This window comes from Novosphingobium mississippiense (genome assembly GCF_044029535.1).
Lineage (GTDB): Bacteria > Pseudomonadota > Alphaproteobacteria > Sphingomonadales > Sphingomonadaceae > Novosphingobium.
The window spans coordinates 1,236,219-1,260,809 of sequence record NZ_CP147001.1; the positions used below are offsets into that span (position 1 = coordinate 1,236,219).

The following is a 24,591-nucleotide window of genomic DNA, read 5'->3' on the forward strand; positions in this document are numbered from 1 at the left end:
ACCCATGAAGAAGTTCGTTGCCCTTGCCGCTGTCGCTTCGATCGCCTCTTTCGCTGTCGTTCCGGCTGCCTTCGCTGAAACCAACCAGTCGGTTCGCGCCGTGACCGAGGAAGCTGCCGCTCCGGTCGACCTGACCGCCGGTAAGATGCTCTATGCCGCCAACGGCACCCGCATCGCCCCGATCTACCGCGTCGCTGCCGACGGCAACCCGCAGGTGATCCTCAACGGCCGCCTGATCACCGTTCCGGCCACCAGCCTGACCGATGCGCAGGGCAAGCTGACCACCTCGCTGAGCAAGAAGGACCTTGCTTCGGCGAAGTAATCCTTCCAATCGGTTGGAAACAGAAAAGGGCGGCACTTCGGTGCCGCCCTTCTTCGTTTGTGCGATGTAAAAAAGGAATGTCAGCCGCGGCTGACATTGTCGTAGATGCGGCTGAGGTAGTCGCGCAGTTGCTCCACCTCATCGTCCGAAAAGCCGTGGAACATGCGGCCTTCGGCTTCGGCTGCGATCAGACCCAGCTTGTCGAGCAGGGGGTGCGCGGCGTCGGTCACGTAGACCGAGCGGGCGCGCCGGTCGTCGCGGCGATCGCGCCGTTCCAGCAGGCCATCCGCGCAGAGCCGGTCGATCAGCCGTCCGGCCGAGGCTTCCGACATCTCCAGATATTCGGCGATGGTGCGTTGGGTCGATCCCGGATAGCGCGCGACCACCGCGATCATCGCCCATTGCGAGCGAGTGACGTTCAGTTCGGTGACGAGCCGGTCGAAGTTATTGCGCTGGAGGCGCGCGATCACCGTCAACCGCAGGCTCACCTGGCGGCGCGGGCTCTCGGTCTTGTCGTTGAGGACATCGCCAAGTTTGCCCGTCAGTTTTTCTTCCGCCTCGGTGGCCACACGTATCTCCTTGTAATGACTTAAATGCGTTCGATGATGATGGCAGGGGCCATGCCACCTGCTGCGCACATGGTGATCAGGCCATAGCGCCCGCCGGTGCGTTCCAGTTCGTCCAGTGCGGTGCCGATCAGGATCGCGCCGGTCGCGCCGATCGGATGGCCCAGCGCGATCGAGCCGCCGTTGGGGTTCACCTTGGCGCGATCGAGATCGAGATCGCGGATCAGCTTTTCGACCACGACGGCAAACGCCTCGTTCACTTCCCAGACGTCGATCTGATCCTTGGTGAGCCCGGCCTTGGCAAGAACCTTCTTGGCCGCCGGCACCGGGCCGTTGAGCATGAGCGTGGGGCAATCGCCGATTTCCGCCATGGCAACGATGCGCGCGCGGGGTTTCATGCCGTGCTTTTCCGCATAATCCTTGGATGCGAGCAGGATCGCCGAAGCGCCGTCGACCACGCCGGATGAAATGCCGACATGGTGGATCGGCTTCACGTCGAGGTCCGGATAGACCTGATTGACCAGTTCCACGTAAGTCTTGCCGCCCGGCGCAGAGGGCATGTTGTAAAACATCTCGAACGCCGGCTTGAGCTGGGCGAGGCCTTCCGCCGTAGTGTCGGGACGGGGGTATTCCTCATGATCGAGGATCACGTTGCCCTCATCGTCCTTCACCACGATGGTCGACTTATCGAACCGGCCCTCCGCCATGGCAACGGCGGCGCGGCGCTGGCTTTCGACGCCGAATGCCTCCAGCTCTTCACGCGTGATGCCTTCCATCGCGGCGATGGCGTCGGCGGCGACGCCCTGGTTGGTCTGCGGATGCTTGGCCTGAAGGCGCGGATTGCCCGCGCCCATGCCCGCGCTGCCGACGCCGGCCTCGCGCATCTTCATGCCGTGGGCATTGGCGTAGGACAGCATGTCCATGCCCCCGGCGACCATCAGGTCGGACATGCCGGACATGATCATCGCGGCTGCCAGATTGGTGGCGGTGATGCTCGATCCGCAGAAGCGATTGAGCGTGACGCCGCCGGCCCGCACGTCATATTCGGCGTCGAGCGCGGCCATGCGGCCGATGTCGCCGCCCTGAAGGCCGATGGCAGCAGAAACGCCCCAGATCACATCATCGACATCGGCGGTTTCAAGTGCGTTGCGGTCCTTGATCGCGGCGAGCACGGTGGCGGACAGGTGCTCGGGATGCATTTGCGAAAGCGCGCCCTTGCCCATCTTGCCGATGCTGCGCGGGGTGCGGACAGTGTCGATGATCCAGGCTTCGGTCACGATCGGATCTCCTCAATTTCCCAGACGGGCGCGCGATGTGTGGCGCCGTTTGCCGAGGTCATGCTGGCAGGTCGGGGGAATTGCAATTGGAGGGGTCTGTCCTATCGCAGCGGCGATTGCTTTCATTTGAAAGTATATCGTGGCTCACGTTCACCCCGTCAACCTTTGCAGATGAAACAATAGATCGTGGCGGCGGAGTGGCCATGCTTGACGCGGCCAGCGGCCCCGACCCAACATTGTGGAAGGGACAGGACGAAGGGGAAGTGCGTGCCGGCAAGCCAGGAGCCGATGGAGGGTGCATCCGCGGGCGGCGCGTTCACGCCCTTGCGCGAACCGACGTTCAGGCGGATCTGGACCGCCAGCCTGTTTTCCAATTTCGGACAGCTTTTCCTGGGCGTTGGCGCGGCCTGGGAGATGACCAAGCTGACCAGTTCGGCAGAGATGGTGGCGCTGGTGCAGAGCGCGATGATGCTGCCGCTGATGGTGGTGACGCTGCCCGCGGGGGCCATCGCCGACATGTTCGATCGTCGGCGTATCGCCATGAGCGGGCTGGCGTTCAGTTCGATCTGCGCGGCAACGCTGGCGACGATTGCCTTTCTGGGCCTGGTAACGCCATGGCTGCTGCTGGGGTTCTGCGCGCTGATCGGCGCGGGCGTGGCGCTCTATTCGCCGTCCTGGCAGGCATCGATCCCCGAGCAAGTCTCGCGCGAGCATCTGCCGGCGGCGGTGGCCTTGGGGACGATCAGCTACAACGTCGCGCGCAGTTTCGGGCCGGCCTTGGGCGGGTTGATCGTCGTGCTCTATGGCGTTCGCGTTGTCTTCGGCATGACGGCGCTGCTCTATCTGCCGCTGCTGTTCGCCTTCTTCCTCTGGCGTCGCCGCCACGTTCCCTCCCGCCTTCCGCCCGAGCGGATGGATCGGGCCATGCTGGGCGGCGCGCGCTATGCGCTGCATGCGCCGGCCATCCGCACGGCCTTGCTGCGGGTGCTGACGTTCGGGCTTTCGACCGCGACGGCCTCCGCACTGGCGCCGCTGATCGCGCGCGATCTGCTGCACGGCAATGCCGCGACATACGGACTGCTGCTGGGCGCGCAGGGCGTCGGCGCGGTTGCCGGGGCGCTGTTCGTCAGCCGTATTCGCGAGGCGATTTCCACCGAACTGGCCGTGCGGATTTTCGCGATCGGCACCGGCGTTGCGCTGGCGGTGATCGGTTTCAGCCATGAACTGGTGCTGACATGCGCGGCCTTTCTGGTGGTCGGCGCCTGCAACATCCTGACGATCGCGATGCTCAACGTCACCGTGCAGCTTTCGGCCCCGCGCTGGGTGACGGCGCGCGCGCTTTCGCTGTTCTCCTCCGCCATCACCGCCGGTATCGGCATCGGCGCATGGGTTTGGGGGCAGGTGGCGCAGCAGACGGGTGTGGCGAACGCCATACTCGCGTCGGGCGTGGCGGTGGCGGCCACCGCGCTGCTGGGCTTCGTCCTGCCGATCGCCCGCGATGCGTTAAGCGGCACGTCCGAAGCGCCGCTGGGGCACGAGCCGCAAGTGGGTATGGCGCTGACCTTGCGCTCCGGCCCGGTGGTGATCGAGGTCGACTACGATGTCGATCCCGTGCATGCGCGCGAATTCTATGCGGCGATGATGAAGATGCAGTCCATGCGCAAGCGCAATGGCGCGTTTGCGTGGTCCATCGCCCGCGACATCGCCAATCCCGCGCTCTGGACCGAACGGTATCATTGCCCGACCTGGGGCGATTATCTGCGCCTGCGCGACCGTTTTACCGAGGCGGACCTGGCTGTGCAGGCGGCGGCGGACGCTTTCCATCGCCGCAGCGAAGGCGGCCGTGTGCGGCGTCAGCTCGAAAGGCCATTCGGCTCTGTTCGATGGAAGGCGGAATCCTACGATCCGAAGCAGGAAACCATGGGCTGGATCGCGCCGTGACAGTCCCCATACGGGAATTGCCGTGTGGTCGGGCGATTGGCGAGATGCGGCGATAACCGGGAGAGTAGCGAATGCAGGAAAAGACCTGGCGCGTGGTGCAATGGGCCACGGGCAACATCGGCAGCCGCGCGCTGCGTACCGTGATCGAGCATCCGCGCATGGAACTGGTGGGCCTGTGGGTCTCCTCTCCCGAGAAGGTGGGCAAGGACGCGGGCGAGCTTTGCGGGTTGCCGGCAACCGGGGTGAAGGCCACCAACTCGCTGGCCGACATCGTCAAGCTCGATGCCGACTGCGTACTCTACATGCGGCAGGGTACCGATTGGGACGAGCTTTGCGCGCTGCTGGAATCGGGCAAGAATGTCGTCACCACGCGCGGGGATTTTCACAATCCGCGCCTGATCGACAAGGATGCGCGCGCGCGCATCGAATCGGCCTGCGCCAAGGGCGGTGTTTCGATCTATTCGACCGGATCGAGCCCCGGCTTCGTGACCGAGGCTTTGGCGATTCCGCTGCTGTCGCTGGAGCGGCGGCACGGTGTCCTGACCATCGACGAATTTGCCGACGTCTCCAGCCGCGATTCGCCGGATATGCTGTTCCATATCATGGGGTTTGGCGCGGAAATGGCGCCGTTCGATCAGCGCCGGGCCGAGCATCTCAAGGGCGATTTCGGCAGTTCGCTTTCGCAAGTGGCAGACGCCATGGGGCTGGAGATCGACGCGATCGAGGCTTTCGGGGAGCTTTCGGCCACGAAGCAGGACCTGACCATCGCGGCCGGTAAAGTTCCGGCGGGCACGGTGGGTGCGATGCGTACGACGATCACTTGCCTGCACAAGGGTGAGCCGGTGATGCGCTTCCGCGCCAACTGGTACGTGACGACCGATATCGAGCACGACTGGGATCTGCGCGAATCGGGCTGGCGAGTCACGACCAGCGGCGATGCGCCGGTGCGGATGGACATCATGTTCCCGGTCGCGCCGGAGGACTATGCCGCCTTCACGCCGGGCCTGACCGCGCATCGCCCCGTCAACGCGATCCCCGCCGTCTGCGCGGCAGCGCCAGGGATCAGGACGACCGTGGACCTGCCGCAGATCATCCCGATCTTCGGGTGATCATGGCTGCTGGGGTGCGGTCGCCTGATCGCCCCCCAGCACGCGGTAAAGCGTGACGCGGTTGCTGGCGACGGCCAGACGCACGGCGATTTCCTGCTTGCGCGCGGTGTAGAGGCTGCGCTGCGCGTCCAGGTTGTCCAGCGAACTGGAGATGCCCTGCTTGTAGCTGGCCTCGGTCAGCCGCGCGGTATCGGCTGCTGCATTGGTATAGGCGCTGGCCGCGCGCAGGCGCTCGTCCAGCGTGCCTTGGTCGGCAAGCGCATCGGCCACTTCGCTGAAGGCGGTCTGGATCGATTTCTCGTAAGTTGCCAGCGCGGCGTCGCGCTTGGCCTTGGAGACGTCGACATTGGCCGCCTTGCCACCGGCGTTGAAGATCGACCAACTGGCGTCGCCGCCGGCGCTGGCCGAAAACGCCCCCTTGTCGAACAACGATGACAGTGAGCCGCTGGCAAAGCCGAGCAGGGTGGTGAGCGAAATCGATGGGAACAGTTCTGCCCGCGCCACGCCGATATCGGCATTGGCGGCGCGCAACTGGTATTCGGCCTCCACCACGTCCGGGCGGCGCAGCAGGACTTGCGAACTGGTGCCAGCGGGCAGCACCGCCAGTTGCGCGTTGACCTCATCCACGCTGGCCGGAAGCAGGCTCTCGTCAAAATCGGCGCCGACCAGCAGGCGGATCGCGTTGACGTCCTGCGCCAGCGCGGTCTTCTGCGCGGCAAGATCGCCCTTGGCGGTTTCCAGAACCTGTTCGGCCTGCCGCAGATCGGTCCGCGGCGCGACACCGCCTTTGAGGCGGGCGCCGGTCAGCGTGACCGAGCGTTCGGCATTGGCGGCAGTGGCCTCGGCGATCTTCAACAGATCATTGTCCGCCGCATAGTTGGCCCAGGCCTGCGCCAGATCGGCAACAAGGCCAAGTCGCACGGTGCGGGCGTCCGCTTCGGTGGCGACGGCGGTGTCGCGCTGCGCCTGCGTGGCGCTGGCATATTTGCCGAAGAAGTCGATCTCGAAGCTGGAAATGCCACCCTTGAGGGAAAGGGCGGTGCTGTCGCCCGGGCCGTTCACCGCCGTGCGCGTACCCGACGCGGTAACACCCAGCGCCGGGATCTGGTCCGCACGGGTGACGCGCACTTGCGCGCGGGCCGCCGCCACGTTGGCGGCCGCAGTGCGCAAGTCGCGGTTATTGACCAGCGCCTGTTCGATCAGCTTCTGCAGGCGGGGGTCGCGGAAGATTTCCGTGTAGGAAACCAGCGGCAGGTTTGCCTCGCTCTGCGTTAGATAGGCATCGCCCACCGGCCACGATGCTGGCGCCGGAAGCGCAGGCTGGACATATTTCGGCGCCATCGAGCAGGCGGCCAGCGCCATGGCCGGCAGGGTGAGCAGCGTCAGCTTGAGAATGCGAGGGCGGATCATGCGGCATCTCCCTTCGCTTCGCGGCGCTTCTGGATCCGGCTGCGGACGGCGGCAAGGCCATCGCGGACGCCACGGCGCACGAGCACGAAGAACAGCGGGATGAAGAAGATCGCCAGCAGCGTTGCCGTCAACATGCCGCCGACCACGGCGGTACCGATGGCGATACGGCTGTTGGCACCGGCACCGCTGGCAACGGCCAGCGGCAGCACGCCGAAGATGAAGGCGAAGCTGGTCATCAGGATCGGACGAAGGCGGATGCGTGCGGCTTCGAGGGCTGCCTCGATCACGCGCTTGCCCTGCTTTTCGGCCTGCTCCGCGAATTCGATCATCAGGATCGCGTTCTTGGCGGCCAGGCCCATCGTCGTAAGCAGGCCGATCTGGAGATAGACGTCGTTCTCAAGCCCGCGCAGCGTCACCGCCAGGATCGCGCCCAGCAGGCCGAGCGGAATGATCAGGATCACCGCGATCGGGATCGACCAGCTTTCGTAAAGCGCCGCAAGGCACAGGAACACCACCAGCAGCGACAACGCGTAGAGGATCGGCGCCTGGCCGGAGGAGAGCCGCTCCTGATAGGACGAGCCGGACCATGCGACGGCCGTGCCCGGAATCTGGCCGGCGAGATCCTCCATGATCTGCATCGCCGTGCCGGAGCTGACGCCGGGCGAAGGTGTGCCGGAGAATTCATAGGCCTGCAGGCCGTTGAAGCGCGAGGTGGAACTGGGCGCGGAAGACCAGCTCAACGTCGAGAACGCGGAGAAGGGCGCCATCTGGCCGCTTGTGCCGCGCACGAACCAGCGGGAGAGGTCTTCGGGGCGCGAGCGGAACTGCGCATCGCCCTGCACATAGACCTTCTTCACGCGGCCCTTGTCGAGGAAGTCGTTGACGTAAGTGCCGCCCCACGCGGTCTGCAGGGTGGAGTTCACGTTGGACGCGGTCAGGCCATAGGCGGTCAGCGCGCGCGTGTTGGTGGCGATCTTCAGGGTCGAGACTTCGGGAAGATCGCTCAGGCGCACGTTGGTCAGGCGGGTGTCGCCAGCGGCCTTGGCCAGCAACTGGTCGCGCGCCTGCTGGAACTGGGCGCGGGTCATGCCCGAACGGTTCTGCAGTTCCATGGTGAAGCCGGACGAGGAGCCAAGGCCACGGATCGCGCCGGGCACCAGGGTGAACACCTGAGCGTCCCGCAGGCCGCGGAAGGCGCCGTTGGCGCGCTGGACGATGGCGTCCGCCGTATTCTTCGCGCCCGGGCGCTGATCCCAGTCCACCAGCGTGACGAAGGCCTGGCCGGTGTTCTGGCCCGCCGCGCCCTGGCCGCCGCCGGAAACGGTGAACATGCTGGCGATGTTGTCCTTTTCGTACTTTGCGAAGTACTGTTCGATCTGGCGCTGCACTGCCTCGGTCCGCGTGCGCGGCGATCCGGCGGGCAGGCGCCACTGGACGATGATCGATCCCTGGTCCTCGTTCGGCAGGAAGCCGGTGGGCAGACGCTTGAACAGCATGAACGTACCGGCGCAGGCGATCAGGAACAGCACCAGCCAGCGCCACTTGTGCTGCACAACGCGCTCCACGCGGCGACCGTAGGCATCGGTCATGCGTTCGAAGCTGCTGTTGAACCAGGTGTGGAAGCGGTGCCAGAGGTTGGCCAGCCACGGAATATGGCGGTCGATCCAGGTGGGCTCTTCCTTGCCGTGGACTTTCGCCTTCAGCAGTGTGGCCGTCAGCGCCGGGCTGAGGATCAGCGCGACCAGCACCGAAAGCACCATGGCGACGACGATGGTCAGCGAGAACTGGCGATAGATCACGCCGGTCGATCCGCCGAAGAAGGCCATCGGCAGGAACACGGCCGACAGCGCCAGCGCGATGGCGACCAGCGCGACCTGGATTTCCTCCATCGACTTGATGGTCGCCTGCCGGGCGGACATGCCCGGATTTTCTTCCAGCAATCGCTCGACGTTCTCGACCACGACGATGGCGTCGTCGACCAGCAGGCCGATGGCGAGGACGAGGCCGAACAGCGTCAGCGTGTTGATCGTGAACCCGGCGACGTAGAACACCGCGAAGGTGCCCAGCAACACCACCGGCACGGCGATGGCCGGGATCAGCGTGGCGCGCCAGCTCTGCAGGAACACGAACATGACGATGACGACCAGCACGATCGCCTCGAACAGCGCCTTTTCGACTTCCGAAACCGAAAGCTTGATGAACGAGGTAGAATCGTTGCCGTAGGTGTAGTCAAGCCCGTCCGGCATGCCCTTCGCCAGCTGCTCCATCGAGGCTTTCACCCGCTCCGCCGTGGCCAGCGCATCGGCGCCGGGGGAGAGCGAAATGGAGATGCCGGCGCCGGGGTGGCCGTTGATGCGGCTGACGGTGCTGTAGTTGTCCGCCCCGATTTCTACGCGGGCGACGTCGCCGATGGTGACGGACGAACCGTCGGGGTTGGTCTTCAGGACGATGTTGCGGAACTGGTCGGCCGTCTGCAGGCGCGATCCGGCCGTGACGATGGCGTCGATCGCCTGGTCCTGGGGCGCGGGCAGGCCGCCGATCTCGCCGGCGGCGACTTCGGTGTTCTGCGCGGTGATCGCCGAAGTCACATCGCTGGGCATCAGCGCAACGGCGGCAAGCTTGTTGGGGTCGAGCCAGATGCGCATCGCGTGCGGTGCGCCGAACACGTTGACGTCACCCACGCCTTCGAGGCGGGAGAGCGGATCCTGGATGTTCGAGGCGAGATAGTCCGAAACGTCCTGGTTCGAACGGCCGTCCGTCGAATCGTAAACCGCCACCAGCAGCAGCTGGTCGGGGTTGGACTTGGTGACGGTAACGCCCTGGTTCTGCACCGCCTGCGGCAGGCGGGAGAGCGCGGACTGCACCTTGTTCTGAACCTGGACCTGCGCGATGTCCGGATCGGTGCCCTTGGCGAAGACGGCGCTGATCGTCGCCTGCCCGCGGTTCGAGGACTGCGACGAGAAGTAGAGCAGACCGTCGATGCCGGTCAGCTGCTGCTCCAGAATCTGGGTGACGCTGTTCTCGATCGTCTCGGCCGAGGCGCCGTTATAGGTCGCGCGGATGTTGACCTGTGCGGGCGCGATGTCCGGGTATTGCTCGTTGGGCAGGAAGGCCAGCGCGCCGGCGCCGGCCAGCATGACGATGATGGCGAGAACCCAGGCGAAGATCGGCCTGTCGATGAAGATGCGCGACATGGGAGGATCAGTGGCCCTTCGCGCCGGCGCCGCCGGCTTCGCCCGGCTTGCCGGATTTCGGCTTCACCTCTTGCGGGGTTGTGGACGGGACGGCCTTGATCTCGGTGCCCTGCTTCAGGCCGTTCAGGCCCTGCACGATGACCTTGTCTCCGCGCTGGAGGCCGGAGGTGACGACCGCGCTGACGCCACTGGTGCGGTCCGCCACGACCTTGCGGCGAACCGCCTTGCCGTCGTCTCCGGCGATCATCACATAGGCGGAACCGTCGAAATCGCGCTGTACGGCGTTCTGCGGCACCAGGAAGGCGTTGGGGTCATTGGCCTGATCGAACACGGCCGAAACGAACAGACCCGGCAGCAGCAGGCCATCGGGGTTCGGGAATTTGGCGCGCAGGGTTACCGTGCCGGTGCCTTCGTCCACGGTGACTTCGGAGAACTGCACGGTGCCGGCGTAGGCATAGCGAGAGCCGTCGTCGAAGTTCAGGTGCACCGTGGTGCTGCCCTGAATCACGCCGCCTGCGGCCAGCCGGCGGCGCAGCGCGGTGATTTCCGCGGCCGACTGCTGCATGTCTACATAGATCGGGTCCATCCGCTGGATCACGGCCAGCGGATCGGTCTGGCTGGCACTGGCAAGCGCGCCCACGGTGATGAGCGAGCGGCCGATGCGGCCGCTGATCGGGGCGGGCACGGTGGTGAAGCGCAAGTTGGTCTTGGCCGTATCCAGCGATGCGGCATTCTGCGCGATCGAGGCCCGGGCCGAGCGGGCGGTGGCCAGCGCATCGGCATAATCCTGCTTGGCCACCGCTTCCATGTCGGCCAGCGGCTTGTACCGATCCGCCTTGGCGCTGGCCGCCTCTGCCGTGGCGCGGGCGCTGGTGAGGTCTGCCTGCGCCTGGTTCACGGCGGCGCGATAGAGGCTGGGGTCGATCTGATAGAGCGGTTGGCCCGCCTTCACGTAGCTGCCTTCGGCGAACAGCCGCTTGGCGATCACGCCGGTGACCTGCGGGCGCACTTCGGAAGTTTCGAAGGCGACGGTGCGGCCGCTGAGCGTCACCGCGACCGGCACGGTCGACTGTGCGGCCACGATATAGCCGACTTGTGCGGGCGGCTTCGACTGATCCTTGGCGCCATGGCCCGAACAGCCGGCGAGGATCGAGGCGAGAGTCAGCGTAAGGAGGGTCCGGCGCATCGGAAGGGCCGGTAGCGTCGAAAGCATGGTCGATTTCAAGGTGCGCACCGCGTGTCGAAGGGTGCGCGAGCTATCGAGGCATTCGTGAAACTGCGCAAGCCGCCATTTCGCGAGTGCGACAATTTGTGACCAATTGCCGTTCCTTGGAATTTAATGACGCGGACGGCGGAAGGGCGCGGGGTTTCGGTGGCAGTTTTGAAAGAGGCGACGGTTGGCGCTGGCGGTATCGAGAGCGGGGCCTTGCGATGCGCGATGGTCGGCGTAGCTTGCCGGGCCATGATCTATCTGCAGCATCTCGTCGCCGCTCTCCTGGTCCAGTTCTGCATTGCCCGCGCATTTTCCAGCTGGTGGGCCGGCGCGGGAATCGCTTCGGCCTATTTCGTCGGGCGTGAGATCGCCCAGGCCGAGTACCGCTGGATCGAGCACTTCGGTGGCGGGCTGCGCGCGAACATGCCGTGGTGGGGGCCGTTCGATCTGCGTGTCTGGACCACGCTGGATCAATGGGTGGACTGGATCGGGCCGTTGGTCGGCACGTTCGCCGTGGCGTGGATCGTCACCCGCAAGAGGCGATCGGCCTGACCGAAAGCTTCCGGGCAGAACCCTGTCTGCCATGTGGCTGGATTGTCTGATCCGGAGAAAAGGAAAAGGCACCACTTCCGGTGAAGGAAGTGGTGCCCGGGGACGGAATCGAACCGCCGACACCATGATTTTCAGTCATGTGCTCTACCAACTGAGCTACCCGGGCATCCCTGGTCCGGTGCGGTGCCGAAGCTGCCGTACCGTGTCGGTGGCGGGCCTATGGCGAAGGCAGCGGACCTTGGCAACCCTAAAATGACATGACCGCTTCAATCGTCCTGTGGAAAAATATTCGGCCGCGATAATTCCGGCAGATCCGGGTCGGCGGGCTGGCCGGGCAGGGCGTAGCCATCGTCCAGCCACTTCAGGAGATCGCGATCGCGGCAGCCCTTGGAACAGAACGGAGTGTGTTCTTCGCTGCGCGGCTTGCCGCAGATCGGGCATTTGCGGGTTTTGGTGGTCATGATGTGATCGCCTGCGCGAATCCGCCGGTCAGCGCAAGCGTCGCATCCTCCTGCCAGCGCAGGGTGCGGCCGGTGCGGCGGGCCAGTTCGGCCTCCCATTCGGGCAGGACCTTTGCGCGCACGCGCGGATGGGCGGTGAGCAGCAGGGTGCCGGGTTCGGCCACGCGCTCTGCCCGACGCAGCAGCAGGCGCGCGCCGGCGCCCGCCGGGTCATGGTGCAGGCGGTGGAGAATCGACGGCCGCTCCAACTTCGCCACGATCTGCACGAAGCCGAATCCGTTCATCGCCGTGCTCTGGTGCGGCCAGTGGTCGAGCGCGTCAGCCAGCGCCTGATCTACCGCGCGGCGATCGTCCTTGCGTTCCAGTGTTGGAAAATCGATGCCGATCGAGCCGCCGAGATCGAATTGTTCGATCGCGCGGGCAATCGCAGGAACCGCGGCGCGGGCGAGGGTGGCCGGCGGCAAGGTGCCGTCGATGTCGATAAGTGTCATCGCCGGTGTCGGAATCACCAGGATCGCACCGCCATCGAACGAGACTTCGCCGGAAAACGCTTCGGCGAACAGGTCCGGCCATGGATCTTCCGGAAAGGCGCGAATCTTGCGGACGGGCATTCCGCCGGCCTGAAGCGATTCGGCGAGCGAGGGAGCGGGGCGCGGCGGCAGGTTGCTTGGCTTCGCCTGCGCGCGCTTCAGGCGGCCGGTTTCGGCAACTGCCGCGCGGGTGACGATCAGGCGAAGCGGTGCGCCTTCGCTGGCATCGACCGGTAGGCCATCCACCAGTGCTTCCTCACCGGAAGGGAAGCGGGCAGTGCCGCGCTTCGATCCCCTGGCGCGGGAGACGAGCACGGCTTCGGCCACTTCGCCGGGCCGCAACCCGCTGTTCCATTCGAGTCTGGCGGCGAGCAGGTCGCCATTGGCGACCAGGATCGCGCGGCTCTCGCCGATCCCGTCCTCGACCAGCCATTCAGCCAATGGCGAAGCCCGCTGCCTTCAACAGCGCGCGGGTCTCATAGAGAGGGAGGCCGACGACGCCGGAATGGCTGCCGGAAATCCACGTGATCAAACCTTCGGCACTGCCCTGGATGGCATAGCCGCCAGCCTTGCCGTGCCATTCGCCGCCGGCGATGTAGGCTTCCACCTCGTCCTTCGACAGCGATTTGAAGCACACGATGGTTTCGGACAGCCGCTCACGCAGCGTGCCGTCGGGGGATTTCAGGGCAATGGCGGAAAGCACGCGATGGCGGCGACCGGACAGCAATGCCAGACATTCGCGCGCGGTCTTCTCATCCTCGGCCTTGGGCAGCACGCGGCGGCCACAGGCAACCACGGTGTCTCCGGCAAGGATGTGCGCGTCGTCGGCGGATACCGCCAGCGCCTTTTCCTGCGCCATGCGGCGGGCATAGGCGCGCGGATGTTCGCGCGGATCGTGCGTTTCGTCGATATCGGCAGCGATGACGGCGTGAGGAGTTACGCCAAGCCGCCCGATCAGTTCGCGCCGACGCGGGCTTGCCGAAGCGAGGATCAGCCGCAAGTGGGCGGAAGCGTCGGCAGAGGCGTCTGGGCGCGGTGCGATGGCGTCTCCCGCGGGAGACGCGGCTTCAGTACTGACCGGGGCCACCGCGACCGGGCATGAAGCGATAGGTGATACGGCCCTTGGTAAGGTCGTAAGGGGTCAGTTCGACGAGAACTTCGTCGCCGACCAGAACGCGGATGCGGTTCTTGCGCATCTTGCCCGCAGTGTGGCCGAGGATCTCGTGACCGTTTTCCAGCTCCACGCGGAACATGGCGTTGGGGAGCAGTTCGACCACACGGCCGCGCATTTCGAGGAGTTCTTCTTTCGCCATCGGCGATCAATATCCATAAGCTAGCTTTGTCGTTGCGGCGCGACATAGCTTCGACTTGTCGAAAATGGAAGCCTTGGCGAACGTTTGGCGAAATTGAGCCTATTTGTCGTTACCCGGCTGCCACTGCGACAAAATGTTACCCGCCCCCGTCTTGCGAGCAATTCTCCGCCACGGCATCAGCGCGCCGGGGGTTTTGGGGCTTTCAACATACTATTTTTTCTTGGCGGAGACCGGACTTGCGTTGCGTTCATCTGATCCCCCTTGCGGCGGGCGTCAGCCTGGCTGCCATGGTGCCGACCCTGGCCCATGCGCAGGAGAATCCGGCGCCGGCCGGGATGGGGCAAACCGGCGCGGGACAAACTGGGGCGGCAGAAACCTCCGCGACCGTTGAGGAGTCGCACGTTGTGCGGCCGCCGGTGCTGTCCGGCGAAGGTGGCAGCATCGGTACAGGGACGGTGGTTGTAAAGAACAACGAGATCGTCGTTACCGCCGCGCGCATCGACGGCCAGCTGGATGTGCCGCAAAAGCCGATCGAGACGATGGATGAGGATGACATCGCCGCATACGGCGTCAATTCGATCAGCGACCTGATCGATGCCATTTCGCCGCAGACCAACAGCGGGCGCGGGCGCGGCGATGGTCGGCCGGTGATCCTGGTCAACGGCCAGCGGATTTCCAGCTTCCGAGAGATGCGGGACATTCCGCCTGAGGCCATTCGCCGCCTGGAAATCATGCCGGAGGAAGTGGCGCTGCGGTTCGGCTATCCAGCCAACCAGCGCGTGGTGAACATCATCCTGAAGAAGAAGTTCGCTGCCACTACCGTTTCCGGTGAATACAATCGCCCGACCGAGGGCGGCTATGACAATTACGAACTGGAAACCGGCCTGTTCAAGGTAGCAGGTCCGCGCCGCTTCAACGTCACCGCCAAGTATACCGACACGTCGATGCTCACTGAAAACGAGCGCGACGTGCGGCAGGCCGATGGCACCCAGCCGGGGCCGGGCGAACCCGATCCCGCGCGCTACCGCAGTCTGGCGCCGGCCGATTCCGAATTCACGTTGAACGGCACCATGACCCAGGGGCTTGGCAAGGACGGCTTCGATGGGTCGTTCACCACCAATGGCACGTTCACGCACTCGGTCACCAACAGCTGGTCCGGCCTGAACGACAGCGATGCGAACCTGCCGACCCAACCCGACCCGCTGGCGACGCGGGTGGAGACCAACGAGTTTCAGGCCGGGCTTGGCTACAGCCGTATGCTGGGCGCGTGGAACTTCAACGTCACCAACGATGGCAGCTACACGATTACCGAGACCGACAGCGATCAGCGCCGCAGCGAATCCGGCGTGGTGCCGGGCGACGGGGTGGATGAGGCATTGAACCGGACGGCGACGCTGTCCTCGCTGGCGACCCTGTCCGGCCGGCCGTTTGCCATGCCAGCCGGCGATGCCAACCTGACGTTCAAGGGGGGCTACGACTATACGCATAGCACCAGCGAAAACTCCGCCTCCAACATGGATGCGATGCGGTTGACGCGTGGCGACCTGTCGGGCGGGCTCAACCTTGCGCTGCCGCTGACCAGCCGCAGCCGGGACGTTCTGGGTGCGGTTGGCGATATCACGCTGAACCTGAGCGGCGGGCTGGATCACCTCTCGGACTTCGGCACGCTGTACAACTGGAGCGGCGGGGTGACCTGGGCGCCGACCGGCAAGCTGAGTTTTCAGGCGAGCTATATCGTCGAAGAGGCGGCACCCACACTCACCCAACTGGGCGCCCCGGTGGTGCAGACCTATAATGTCACCGTCTACGACTTCACCAACAACCAGACTGCGCTGGTGACGGTGACGAGTGGCGGCAATCCCGATCTGGTCAAGGAAAAGCAGCGCGACATCAAGCTTTCGGCCACTTGGCAGCTGCCTTTCATGCAGCGGTCGAACTTGCTGGTGGAATACTTCCACAACCGCTCGAACGATGTTTCCGAAGCATTCCCGATGTTCACGCCGGCGGTGGAAGCGGCCTTCCCTGGCCGGGTCACGCGTGATGCGGAAGGCAATCTGATCGCGCTGGATCGCCGCCCGGTGACTTTCGAGCAGGAAACCAGTTCGCGCATCCGCTGGGGCCTCAATCTGTCGGGTAACATCGGCCCGCAGCAGCAGGGCGGGCCCGGCGGCTTCGGTGGGCCGCCCCCGGGTGGGCCGCCGCCGGGCGGCTCTGGCGGTGGTTCCGGCGGTAGCGGTTCGCACGGCGGCAGTGGCGGCGGCGGCGGTTCCGGTGGCCCTCCGTCGATGATGGGGGGACGCGGTCCGCAAGGTGCGCGCTGGAATTTCTCGATCTACCATACCTGGCGCTTCACCGACCGCGTGAAGCTGGCGGACGGCGTGCCGGTGCTCGACCAGCTCAATGGCGATGCGCTGACCGCCGGTGGCGTCCCGCGCCATGTGATCGAGGCTGAGGGCGGCGTTTTCGTGAACGGCTATGGCCTGCGTCTCAAGGGGGAATGGGATGCACCCAGCACGGTGAACGGCACTGGCGCGCCGGACAGTTCCGATTTGCGCTTCGGCAGCACGTTCGAACTTAACCTGCGCGTATTCGCCGATATTGGCCGCAATGCCGAACTTGTGAAGAAAGTGCCGTTCTTCAAGGGCATGCGCGTGTCGTTCGTTGCCGACAACCTGCTCAATTCGCGGCAGAAGGTTACCGACGACAATGGCGTGGTGCCGATCGCCTACCAACCGGCCTACCGCAATCCGCAGGGTCGCGTGATCGGGATCGACTTGCGCAAGATGTTTTAAGGGAGTGGTTTTGGCGGCACGGGCGCCGTGCCGAAAATGCCTGGTCGGGCATTTTCAAAACAGACTCTGGATTGATCGCGGCCGGGTCTACCCGATCCGGCCGCGATGTCCTATCTGGCGGTGATGGCGCGAACACCTGCCGGAACTCCCGAACACCCCAAGGGCACCGCACGCTTCAACGAGGAGCATGCGACGTCGACCTTGCGCGGTTCAGACCAGCCCGATCTCCAGCAAGGTGTGGAGGCGATCCGCGAGGTCGTGCGCACGCTGCCCGCCAAGCCCGGCGTCTACCGGATGCAGGACGCGCGTGGGGATGTGCTCTACGTCGGCAAGGCGCGGGTACTGCGCAATCGCGTGGCGAACTATACGCAGTGGGAGCGTCTGCCGATCCGTCTGCAGCGCATGGTCAGCCAGACGCGCAGCATGACCATCGTCACCACCAATTCCGAGGCGGAGGCGCTGCTGCTGGAAGCGCAGCTGATCAAGCGCTTTCGCCCGGCCTACAATGTGCTGTTGCGTGACGACAAGTCGTTCCCCTTCATCCTGCTGCGCGCCGATCACGATTTTCCGCGCATCATGAAACACCGCGGCGCGCGCAAGATGAAGGGCAACTATTATGGCCCCTTCGCCAGTGCCGGTTCGGTGAACACCACGATCAACGCGCTGCAAAAGCTGTTTTTGCTGCGCAGTTGCACCGACAGTTTCTTCTCCCGGCGCGATCGGCCCTGCTTGCTCTATCAGATCAAGCGCTGCTCCGCGCCCTGTGTCGGCCGCATCGACGAGGCTGGCTATGCCGAACTGGTGCGTGAGGCGAAGGACTTCCTGGGCGGCAGGTCCGGCGCGGTGCAGAAGAAGATCGAAAGCCAGATGGCGGAAGCTGCGGAAGCGCTGGACTTCGAACGCGCGGCCATGCTGCGCGATCGCTTGCGCGCGGCTACCTTCATTCAGGGTAGCCAGGCGATCAATGCAGAGGGCATGGACAGCGCGGACATCTTCGCGATGGCCTGCAAGAACGGGCAGGTCGGCATCCAGGCCTTCTTCATTCGCGGCGGCCAGAACTGGGGCCATCGCGCCTTCTTCCCCACCCACACCGAGGGCTTGTCCGAAGAGGAAGTTTTCGAAAGCTTCCTGGCCCAGTTCTATGAGGAAGTGCCCCCCGCGCGCACGATCCTGGTCGATCGTGAACTGCCTGAGGCCGAACTCATGGCAGAGGCGTTCCGCGAACTTGCGGGCGGGAAGGTGGAGATTTCGGTGCCCCAGCGCGGCAATCGCCGCCGGCTGATCGAACAGGCCATGCGCAATGCCGTGGAAGCGCTCGATCGCCGCATGGCGGAGCGCGGATCGCAGGCGAAGATCTGGCGCGAGATGGCCGAATTCCTGGAACTGCCGGACCTGCCGCAGCGCGTGGAAGTCTACGACAACTCGCACATTCAGGGGGCCAAGGCCGTCGGCGCCATGGTGGTGGCGGGGCCGGAGGGCTTCTTGACCAGCCAGTACCGCAAGTTCAACATTCGTGAGGCCCAGAGCAACGATGACTTCGCGATGATGCGCGAAGTCATGACCCGCCGCTTCGGCCGCGTGCAGGAGGAAGACCCGGAGCGCGAAAGCGGCACCTGGCCCGACCTGGTGCTGATCGATGGCGGCAAGGGGCAGATGAGCGCGGTCCGCGATGCCCTGGAGGAGCTGGGGATCGAGGACGTGAACCTGATCGCCATCGCCAAGGGCCCGCATCACGGGCGCGAGGGGCGCGAAGTGTTCCACTTCCCCGATGGGCGCGAGAAGATGCTGCCGGTGAACTCACCGCTGCTGTTCCACCTCCAGCGCCTGCGGGACGAGGTGCACCGCTTCGTCATCGGCGCGCACCGGGCGAAGCGCAGCCGCGCGATCACCGCCAGCCCGCTGGACGAAATTCCCGGCATCGGCCCGGCCCGCAAGCGCGCGCTGCTGCTCCACTTCGGCACGGCCGGGAAGGTGAGGGCGGCCAGCCTGGAAGACCTTCAGCGCGCGCCGGGCGTCAGTGCGGCGGTGGCGCAGACGATCTACGATTTCTATCACCCCAACGGGTAGGGAGGGCGGATCTCGCCTACTTGCACTTGGCGTGCGTGCCGATGTCGCGCACGTCGCTGGCCTTGCCGTCGGCGGTCGTCATCTGCACGCACTGCCCGGAATCCCGGCGATACCAGATCGTGTAGGACGTACTGCCGCTCTGGAACGCGTCGACATTGGCGAAGCAGCGATTGCGCAGTTCGGTATCGGCGGTGGAGGCGCGCCAGCCATTGAGGTCGGACACGGTAACGGCGCCGTTTGCCGCACCGGTGCCGCTGCCTGAGCTGGATCCGGCATCCGTCGTCTTCTTGTCGTTCGACTTGTGGGAGGCTGCCGCCGCCAGCGCCGCGATCAGGGCCGCGCCTGCCACCACGGCGACGGCGGTGCCCGCGCCGGAGCCCGATTTCTTGCCGCAATCCTTGTCCGTGGCATCGTCGATGGAGCGGATGCGGCCGTTGCGCGTCACCACCGCAACGCAGCGGTCATGCTTGCCGTTCCACCAGAAGGCATGGGCACTCTTCTCGCCATCGTAACCGGTCTGGTAACGGTAACCGCGGTCGTCCAGTTCGCGCTCCGCGGAACTGGCGCGCATGCCGACAAGGTCGTTGAGATCGGAATAGTCCCTGGCCGCGCCCGGTGTCGAAACCATGGCACCGGCAAGCGTCAACGCGATGGCAAAGGCGCGCGTCGCGCCACGATCAGCCCCGTACATTCAATCCCCCGAGTCGAACCCCGATATTGATAGGATTGCAGAAATCGGGGCGAATGTCCTTGCGTCAATTCGATACCAACAGCCGACTCGCATCGACGAACGACATGGCGCGCGGGTGGTCCCGTTGCGAACTTCCGGCTACGACGCGCGCATGACTGGCGCGACGTTCCGATCGCGCAACGGCCACCCGATTTCCCGGAGCTTTCCTCCCCATGCGTTCTTCCTTGCGTACCCTTGCCACGGCCGGTGCCGTGATCGCTTTTGCCGTTTCCGCCCACGCTTTCGCAGCCGCTGCGCCGTCGCAGCCCGCACCAGCCCCCGCTGTCGCGCCGCTTGCCGAAAGCGTACCCAGCGACCTGCCGCGCAATGCCCGCCCGACGCACTATCGCATCGAGGTGACGCCCGATGCGCAGGCGCTGACTTTCACCGGCAAGGTGTCGATCGACGTCACCGTCTTTTCCGCCACCGATGCGCTGGTGCTGCATGGTAACGGCCTGACCGTCGCGAATGCCGCCCTGGTAGGCGGGGACGGCAAGCCGGTTTCGCTGACCGCCACCGCCGACGAGGCGGCGCAGACGCTGCGCTTCGCCGCGCCAAAGTCCATCGCGCCGGGCCAGTACCGTTTGGACATCGCCTATTCGGGCAAGATCGGCACGCAGCCCTCCGGCCTTTTCGCGCTCGACTATCCGGACAAGCGCACCGGCAAGGAAGTGCGCGGCCTGTTCACCCAGTTCGAGGCGCCGGACGCGCGCCGCTTCGTCCCCAGCTTTGACGAGCCCAGCTACAAGGCCACGTTCGACCTTTCGGCCATCGTTCCGGCCGATCGCATGGCGCTGAGCAACATGCCGATCAAGGGGCAGGAAGTGCTGGCCGGCGGCTTGAAGCGCGTAACCTTCGGCACCACGCCGAAGATGAGTTCTTATCTGCTGTTCTTCGGCGTGGGCGATTTCGAACGCTCGGCCCAGAAGGCGGCCGATGGCGTGGAAGTGGGCATCGTCGCCCCCACCGGCAGCGGCAAGCAGGCGGACTTCGCGCGCGAAGGTCTTGCCCAGATTCTGCCGTGGTACGACGATTACTTCGGCGTGAAGTTCCCGCTGCCCAAGCTGGACAACATTGCAGCGCCCGGCACCTCGCAGTTCTTCGGCGCGATGGAGAACTGGGGCGCGATCATGACGTTCGAGCGTATCCTGCTGCTCGATCCCGCCACCACCAGCCCCAACGGCGTGCAGTCGATCTATTCGGTGCAGGCGCATGAAACCGCGCACCAGTGGTTCGGCGATCTGGTGACGATGGGCTGGTGGGACGACATCTGGCTGAACGAGGGCTTCGCCAGCTGGATGGCCGACAAGGTCACCGATCACTTCCATCCCGAATGGAACTGGAAGCTGGGCGGCATCGACGGCCGCGAAGGCGCCATGGCGCTGGACGCACTGCCCACCACGCACCCGGTCGTGCAGAAGGTGCGCACCGTTTCGGAGATGGAACAGGCCTTCGATTCGATCACGTACCAGAAGGGGCAGGCGGTCATCGCCATGCTGGAAGACTACGTGGGGCCGGATACCTGGCGCAACGGCATGCAGCTTTACATGAAGCGCCACGCCTATTCGAACACCGCCAGCCGCGATCTCTGGGCGGCGATGGAAGATGCCGGTGGCAAGGACGTGGACCGCATTGCAGAAGCGTTCACCCATACGCCCGGCGTGCCGTTGCTGCGCGTCAACACGGTGGCGTGCAACGCCGGGCAGACGCGCCTCGATCTGACGCAGGCCGCCTTCACGCTGGATCCGGCGGCACGCCCGGCCGAAGCGCCGCTCTGGCCGATGCCTTTGCTGGTTCGCGTGGGCAGCGCGGAGCCTGCGCGTCACTTGATGGCGGGCCGTAATGAGAGCGTGACGCTGCAAGGCTGCGGTCCGGTGCTCGTGAACGCGGGGCAACTTGGCTATTACCGCACGCTCTATTCGGCACCGGCGGCCAAGGCATTGGTGGGCGCATTCGCCTCGTTCGCGCCGATCGACCAGTACGGACTTGTGCGCGACAATCTGTCGCTGGCGCTGGCCGGCTATCAGGACATGTCCGTCGGCCTCAACTTCCTTGCTGCCTTCCCGAACTCTGCCGATGCCACGCTGGCCGGCAAGGTCGCCGCGCAGTGGCAGTCCGTCTATGGCCTGCTCGACGGTGATGCCGCCAAGCCCGCTCGCACCGTGCTGGGCGCCCGCATTTCGAAGCTCTGGTCGCCGCGCCTCGACAAGCTGGGCTTCGATCCGGCTGCCGGCGAGCCGCTGGTGGACACCAAGCTGCGCGCGCAGCTGATCGAGACGCTGGGTTCCGTGGGCGATCCGCGCGTGGTTGCAGAGGCGCGCCGCCGCCTTCAGGGCCTTGCTGCCGATCCCAAGTCACTTGATGGTCCGCTGAAGGGCACCTGGCTCGCGGTCGCCGCGGCCAACGCCAATCGTGCCGATTGGGAATTGCTGCGCAAGCAGGCCGCTGGCGCGACCAGCTTCGTCGAGCGCCAGATGTATTACTCGAACCTTGGCCAGGCCAAGGATGATGCACTGGCCAAGGATGCGCTGGCACTGGCGATTTCGGGCACGCCCGATGCCACCAGCGCCTCGCAGATCATCACCTCGGTCGCGCGTTCGCATTCGGAAATGGCGTTCGATTTCGTGCGCGCCAATCAGCAGAAGGTCGACGCGCTGATCGAACATTCGGGCCGTGCGCGCTTCTTCGCCCGTATCGTGGCTGGCAGCACCGATCCGGCGATGGTCGCCAAGGTGGAGGCCTATGCCGCGACGCTTCCCGCCGATGAGGCAAAGCCGGTGGTGCAGGCGCTGACCGCTCTGAAGGAACGCATCGCCAATCGCCCGCGCCAGCGCGATCAGGTGGCGAAGTGGGTGAAGTCAGCGAAGTGATTAAGGGAGGGGAGGGCGTACGGCTCTCCCCCATTTTTGCGACCCTAAACGCTAGCTTTAACTCGTCGCCCCCGCGAAGGCGGGGGCCCCGCTTCCTTCTGGCTACCTCTCAGGAACAAGCGGGATCCCCGCCCTCGCGGGGATGACGGTGATGGGGAGGCGTTTGTGTTCAGCCGTCGCTATGAATGGCAGATCGAACCGCTCTGTTACAGTCCGATCCCGACCTTCCGCAGCAACCGCCAAGCCAAGGCCTTGGCGTGATTGCGTGCCGGCCAACGGCCCGGCGCTTTCGGCTTCAGGCCCAGCCTCCGCAGCACGCCGTTGAACGCCCGGGCATCCGCCTCTGCAAAGCTCCATTCGGACCGCCAGGTGATCGAGAGCGAGATCGACGGCTCGGCGCCGTTCTTCACGAAATGCGGTGCCATCACCGGCACGAAGACCGCTTCGCCCGATTGCAGCGCGAACTCACGGCCGCCTTCCAGCAATTCATCGCGCCACTTGAGTTCGCGCCCGCCGCCGGTGTGATAGGTTTCGTGCACTTCGTCCGGCGCGAAGCGGGCGTCCCCGGCGGGGAACTGGGTCATCACCTTTTGGCCGCGCACTTGCAGCAGGATATTGTGCTCGGGATCGAAGTGATAGGGCGTCACGCCTCCGGCAGACGTGACGAAGATGAAGCCCTGCAGCTTCATCATCCGCCCGGTGCGCGGCTCTACGACAGGGCGCAATTCCGCAAGCAGCTCATCCAGCAAGTGGGCGTAGTCCGGATGCTGCTCGACATTTTTGATCACTGCCCACGAATTGGTCGTCTCGATCTCGCGGATGGTGCGGCCGATGGGAATGCCGGTGGGCGCGGGCTTGCCGTCGACGCCCAGCGGCTGGTTGCCGAAATTGTATTCGACCGAGCGGGCAGGGAGTGTTTCGGCGAGCAGGGCCAGTGCTTCCAGTTCCAGCAACGGATGGCTGCGCAGGCCGTGCGCCAGCTTGTGCGGCGTTTCGGGATAGCCCTGTACGAAGGCTTCGCGCGCCGCATCGTCGAAAACGGGGCGACTGGAAGGGGGAAGGGCGTTCATGTGCGGGGTCCTGCGGGGTTGCGCGCCAGTTCGGCGGCGACGAAACGGCGAAACAGGGCGTGGCGCAGACGTCCGCCGATGGCGATGGAAAGCCGCCCGACCTGGCGGCGTTCGCGCCAGATATGGTCGATCATCGGATGATCCTCCGCCGCGCAGCTGTCGGTCCAGTCGATCTCCGGCCGGGTGAGCATGTCGAGATATTCGCGCTGAAGCAGGACGCCGGGTGAGAAGCGAGCGAACCGCTCGTCGAACGCGGTCTTGAAGGAAAAGGCGCCGGGCGGGGCAAGGAATGTCGCCAGCATGGCCACGGGCTTGCCGTCCAGCGTCAGGGCAAGCCGTTCCAGCCGGCCGCGCAAGGCGGCGCCGGCCAATGCATCGCGGAACAGTGCAGCGGTGGGTTCGCCGCTGGCCAGCGCCGATCCGGCGCGGCCTTTCCAGCCGGCTGCTTCAAGCGTCAGGAACTGGTGAATCCAGTCATCGAGCCCATCGTTGCCGTGGCACCGCTCGATCGCGAGATGACCAAGTTCGGCCAGCCGGTTCCACTGGCGACGGATTTCCTTGCGCTTCTTGCCGGAGAGCGAGGCTTCCAGATAGCCGTCGGGCGAAAGGCTGGACTGGAGCAAGGCGCGTTCCTCGCGATGCACTGTCGCACACAGGCGCGGACCCAGCGCGGCGATCAGCCCGCGATGCACCGGACCGTCCAGCGGCATGGCACGTAAATGCAGGAACAACGCCGCTCCGGACGCGCCATCCGCCCAAGCGAGCACGGCACGCCAGAATGCACGTTCGGCTCCTCGTTCGATCAGGGGCGTGCCCAGGAAGGCATTGGCGTGAAGCCAGCCGGACAGATTGGGGATTGGCCAGCGATAATAGCTGCGGCTGCGAACGATCGGCAGCAGGCCCGTCAGTCGTCCATTCCGCTCAAACCGCAGGATGCTTACGCATTCGGAACCGCCAAGGTGGCGCAGCGAGGGCAGCAGGTACCAGCTTTCGCAAAAGGGATTGGGCTCGCTGGCCCGCCGGGAGAGGGCATCCCACGCTGCTTCTTCCTGCACCATCGCTGACCATGGGACACAGGCGATCGTTCCATCCCCGGCAGAGACCGGCATGGCAGGATCGACGATGCCGTCCTCGTGCAGCGGGGGGGAGGAACTGAACATGGACCCTGTCTGTA

At 65.3% G+C, this 24,591-nt stretch carries 19 protein-coding genes and 1 tRNA gene; 7 read left to right on the forward strand and 13 right to left on the reverse strand.

The features are described from left to right. Nucleotides 1–4: 4 nt before the first annotated feature. Entirely contained in the window at nt 5–322 is a 318-nt protein-coding gene (locus WBP06_RS05765; protein WP_395332737.1) for a hypothetical protein, read from the forward strand. Between the two features lie 80 nt (nt 323–402). Here WBP06_RS05765 and WBP06_RS05770 read toward each other — a convergent pair whose 3' ends face one another. Continuing rightward, nucleotides 403–891, reverse strand: coding sequence for a MarR family winged helix-turn-helix transcriptional regulator (locus WBP06_RS05770; RefSeq protein WP_395332739.1), 489 nt, complete (start codon nt 889–891; stop codon nt 403–405). 20 nt (nt 892–911) lie between these two features. Further along, nucleotides 912–2,165: an acetyl-CoA C-acetyltransferase gene (locus tag WBP06_RS05775; protein WP_395332741.1), complete on the reverse strand. Its 1,254-nt coding sequence runs from the start codon at nt 2,163–2,165 to the stop codon at nt 912–914. Between the two features lie 288 nt (nt 2,166–2,453). On the opposite strand from WBP06_RS05775, the gene WBP06_RS05780 reads away from it, so the two are divergent. Continuing rightward, complete coding sequence (locus WBP06_RS05780; protein ID WP_395332743.1) at nt 2,454–4,106, forward strand: MFS transporter; 1,653 nt, start codon at nt 2,454–2,456, stop codon at nt 4,104–4,106. A 71-nt stretch (nt 4,107–4,177) separates the two neighbouring features. Beyond that, nucleotides 4,178–5,215: a dihydrodipicolinate reductase gene (locus WBP06_RS05785; protein ID WP_395332745.1), complete on the forward strand. Its 1,038-nt coding sequence runs from the start codon at nt 4,178–4,180 to the stop codon at nt 5,213–5,215. Here the strand turns inward: WBP06_RS05785 and WBP06_RS05790 are convergent, their stop codons facing one another. The 3 genes from WBP06_RS05790 to WBP06_RS05800 are packed head-to-tail and all read right to left on the reverse strand — an operon-like array spanning nt 5,216 to nt 11,005. Then, nucleotides 5,216–6,625, reverse strand: a complete 1,410-nt coding sequence (locus WBP06_RS05790) for an efflux transporter outer membrane subunit (protein ID WP_395332747.1) — start codon at nt 6,623–6,625, stop codon at nt 5,216–5,218. After that, a complete protein-coding gene (locus WBP06_RS05795) occupies nt 6,622–9,819 on the reverse strand; it encodes a multidrug efflux RND transporter permease subunit (RefSeq protein WP_395332749.1) in 3,198 nt (1,065 codons plus the stop codon). The genes WBP06_RS05790 and WBP06_RS05795 overlap by 4 nt, the downstream gene beginning before the upstream one ends. Before the next feature lie 7 nt (nt 9,820–9,826). Beyond that, on the reverse strand, nt 9,827–11,005 hold the full coding sequence (locus WBP06_RS05800) for an efflux RND transporter periplasmic adaptor subunit (protein ID WP_395332751.1): 1,179 nt from the start codon (nt 11,003–11,005) through the stop codon (nt 9,827–9,829). A gap of 186 nt (nt 11,006–11,191) precedes the next feature. Here WBP06_RS05800 and WBP06_RS05805 point away from each other — a divergent pair, with 186 nt between their 5' ends. Further along, complete coding sequence (locus WBP06_RS05805; protein WP_395332753.1) at nt 11,192–11,584, forward strand: hypothetical protein; 393 nt, start codon at nt 11,192–11,194, stop codon at nt 11,582–11,584. A 90-nt stretch (nt 11,585–11,674) separates the two neighbouring features. On the opposite strand, the gene WBP06_RS05810 is transcribed toward WBP06_RS05805, so the two are convergent. The 5 genes from WBP06_RS05810 to infA all read right to left on the reverse strand — a co-directional run bounded on the left by WBP06_RS05810 (nt 11,675) and on the right by infA (nt 13,888). Further along, a tRNA-Phe gene (locus WBP06_RS05810) sits at nt 11,675–11,750 on the reverse strand. Between the two features lie 100 nt (nt 11,751–11,850). Next, on the reverse strand, nt 11,851–12,045 hold the full coding sequence (locus tag WBP06_RS05815; protein WP_395332755.1) for a DNA gyrase inhibitor YacG: 195 nt from the start codon (nt 12,043–12,045) through the stop codon (nt 11,851–11,853). After that, nucleotides 12,042–13,016 carry a ribonuclease E/G gene (locus WBP06_RS05820; RefSeq protein WP_395332757.1) on the reverse strand — a complete coding sequence of 325 codons (975 nt, stop codon included), beginning with the start codon at nt 13,014–13,016 and terminating at the stop codon, nt 12,042–12,044. Before WBP06_RS05820 ends, WBP06_RS05815 begins: the two co-directional genes overlap by 4 nt. Next, nucleotides 13,009–13,662 carry a Maf family protein gene (locus WBP06_RS05825; RefSeq protein WP_395332759.1) on the reverse strand — a complete coding sequence of 218 codons (654 nt, stop codon included), beginning with the start codon at nt 13,660–13,662 and terminating at the stop codon, nt 13,009–13,011. The genes WBP06_RS05820 and WBP06_RS05825 overlap by 8 nt, the downstream gene beginning before the upstream one ends. Further along, complete coding sequence (gene infA / locus WBP06_RS05830; RefSeq protein ID WP_007014967.1) at nt 13,643–13,888, reverse strand: translation initiation factor IF-1; 246 nt, start codon at nt 13,886–13,888, stop codon at nt 13,643–13,645. The genes WBP06_RS05825 and infA overlap by 20 nt, the downstream gene beginning before the upstream one ends. 236 nt (nt 13,889–14,124) lie before the next feature. Here infA and WBP06_RS05835 point away from each other — a divergent pair, with 236 nt between their 5' ends. Both WBP06_RS05835 and uvrC read left to right on the forward strand, forming a co-directional pair. Next, nucleotides 14,125–16,680 carry a TonB-dependent receptor plug domain-containing protein gene (locus WBP06_RS05835; protein WP_395332762.1) on the forward strand — a complete coding sequence of 852 codons (2,556 nt, stop codon included), beginning with the start codon at nt 14,125–14,127 and terminating at the stop codon, nt 16,678–16,680. 105 nt (nt 16,681–16,785) lie between these two features. After that, nucleotides 16,786–18,747 carry an excinuclease ABC subunit UvrC gene (uvrC, locus tag WBP06_RS05840; RefSeq protein ID WP_395332764.1) on the forward strand — a complete coding sequence of 654 codons (1,962 nt, stop codon included), beginning with the start codon at nt 16,786–16,788 and terminating at the stop codon, nt 18,745–18,747. 16 nt (nt 18,748–18,763) lie between these two features. Here the strand turns inward: uvrC and WBP06_RS05845 are convergent, their stop codons facing one another. Further along, nucleotides 18,764–19,438, reverse strand: coding sequence for a hypothetical protein (locus WBP06_RS05845; RefSeq protein ID WP_395332766.1), 675 nt, complete (start codon nt 19,436–19,438; stop codon nt 18,764–18,766). A 212-nt stretch (nt 19,439–19,650) separates the two neighbouring features. Between WBP06_RS05845 and WBP06_RS05850 the strand changes: the two genes are divergently transcribed. Continuing rightward, complete coding sequence (locus WBP06_RS05850) at nt 19,651–22,347, forward strand: M1 family metallopeptidase (RefSeq protein WP_395332768.1); 2,697 nt, start codon at nt 19,651–19,653, stop codon at nt 22,345–22,347. Nucleotides 22,348–22,553: 206 nt separating this feature from the next. Here WBP06_RS05850 and WBP06_RS05855 read toward each other — a convergent pair whose 3' ends face one another. Together WBP06_RS05855 and WBP06_RS05860 are read right to left on the reverse strand one after the other, a co-directional pair. Further along, nucleotides 22,554–23,417 carry a transcriptional regulator gene (locus WBP06_RS05855; protein WP_395332770.1) on the reverse strand — a complete coding sequence of 288 codons (864 nt, stop codon included), beginning with the start codon at nt 23,415–23,417 and terminating at the stop codon, nt 22,554–22,556. Further along, the gene (locus WBP06_RS05860) at nt 23,414–24,577 is read right to left on the reverse strand and encodes a GNAT family N-acetyltransferase (protein WP_395332772.1); all 1,164 of its coding nucleotides are present in this window, start codon (nt 24,575–24,577) and stop codon (nt 23,414–23,416) included. Before WBP06_RS05860 ends, WBP06_RS05855 begins: the two co-directional genes overlap by 4 nt. Between the last annotated feature and the right edge of the window lie 14 nt (nt 24,578–24,591).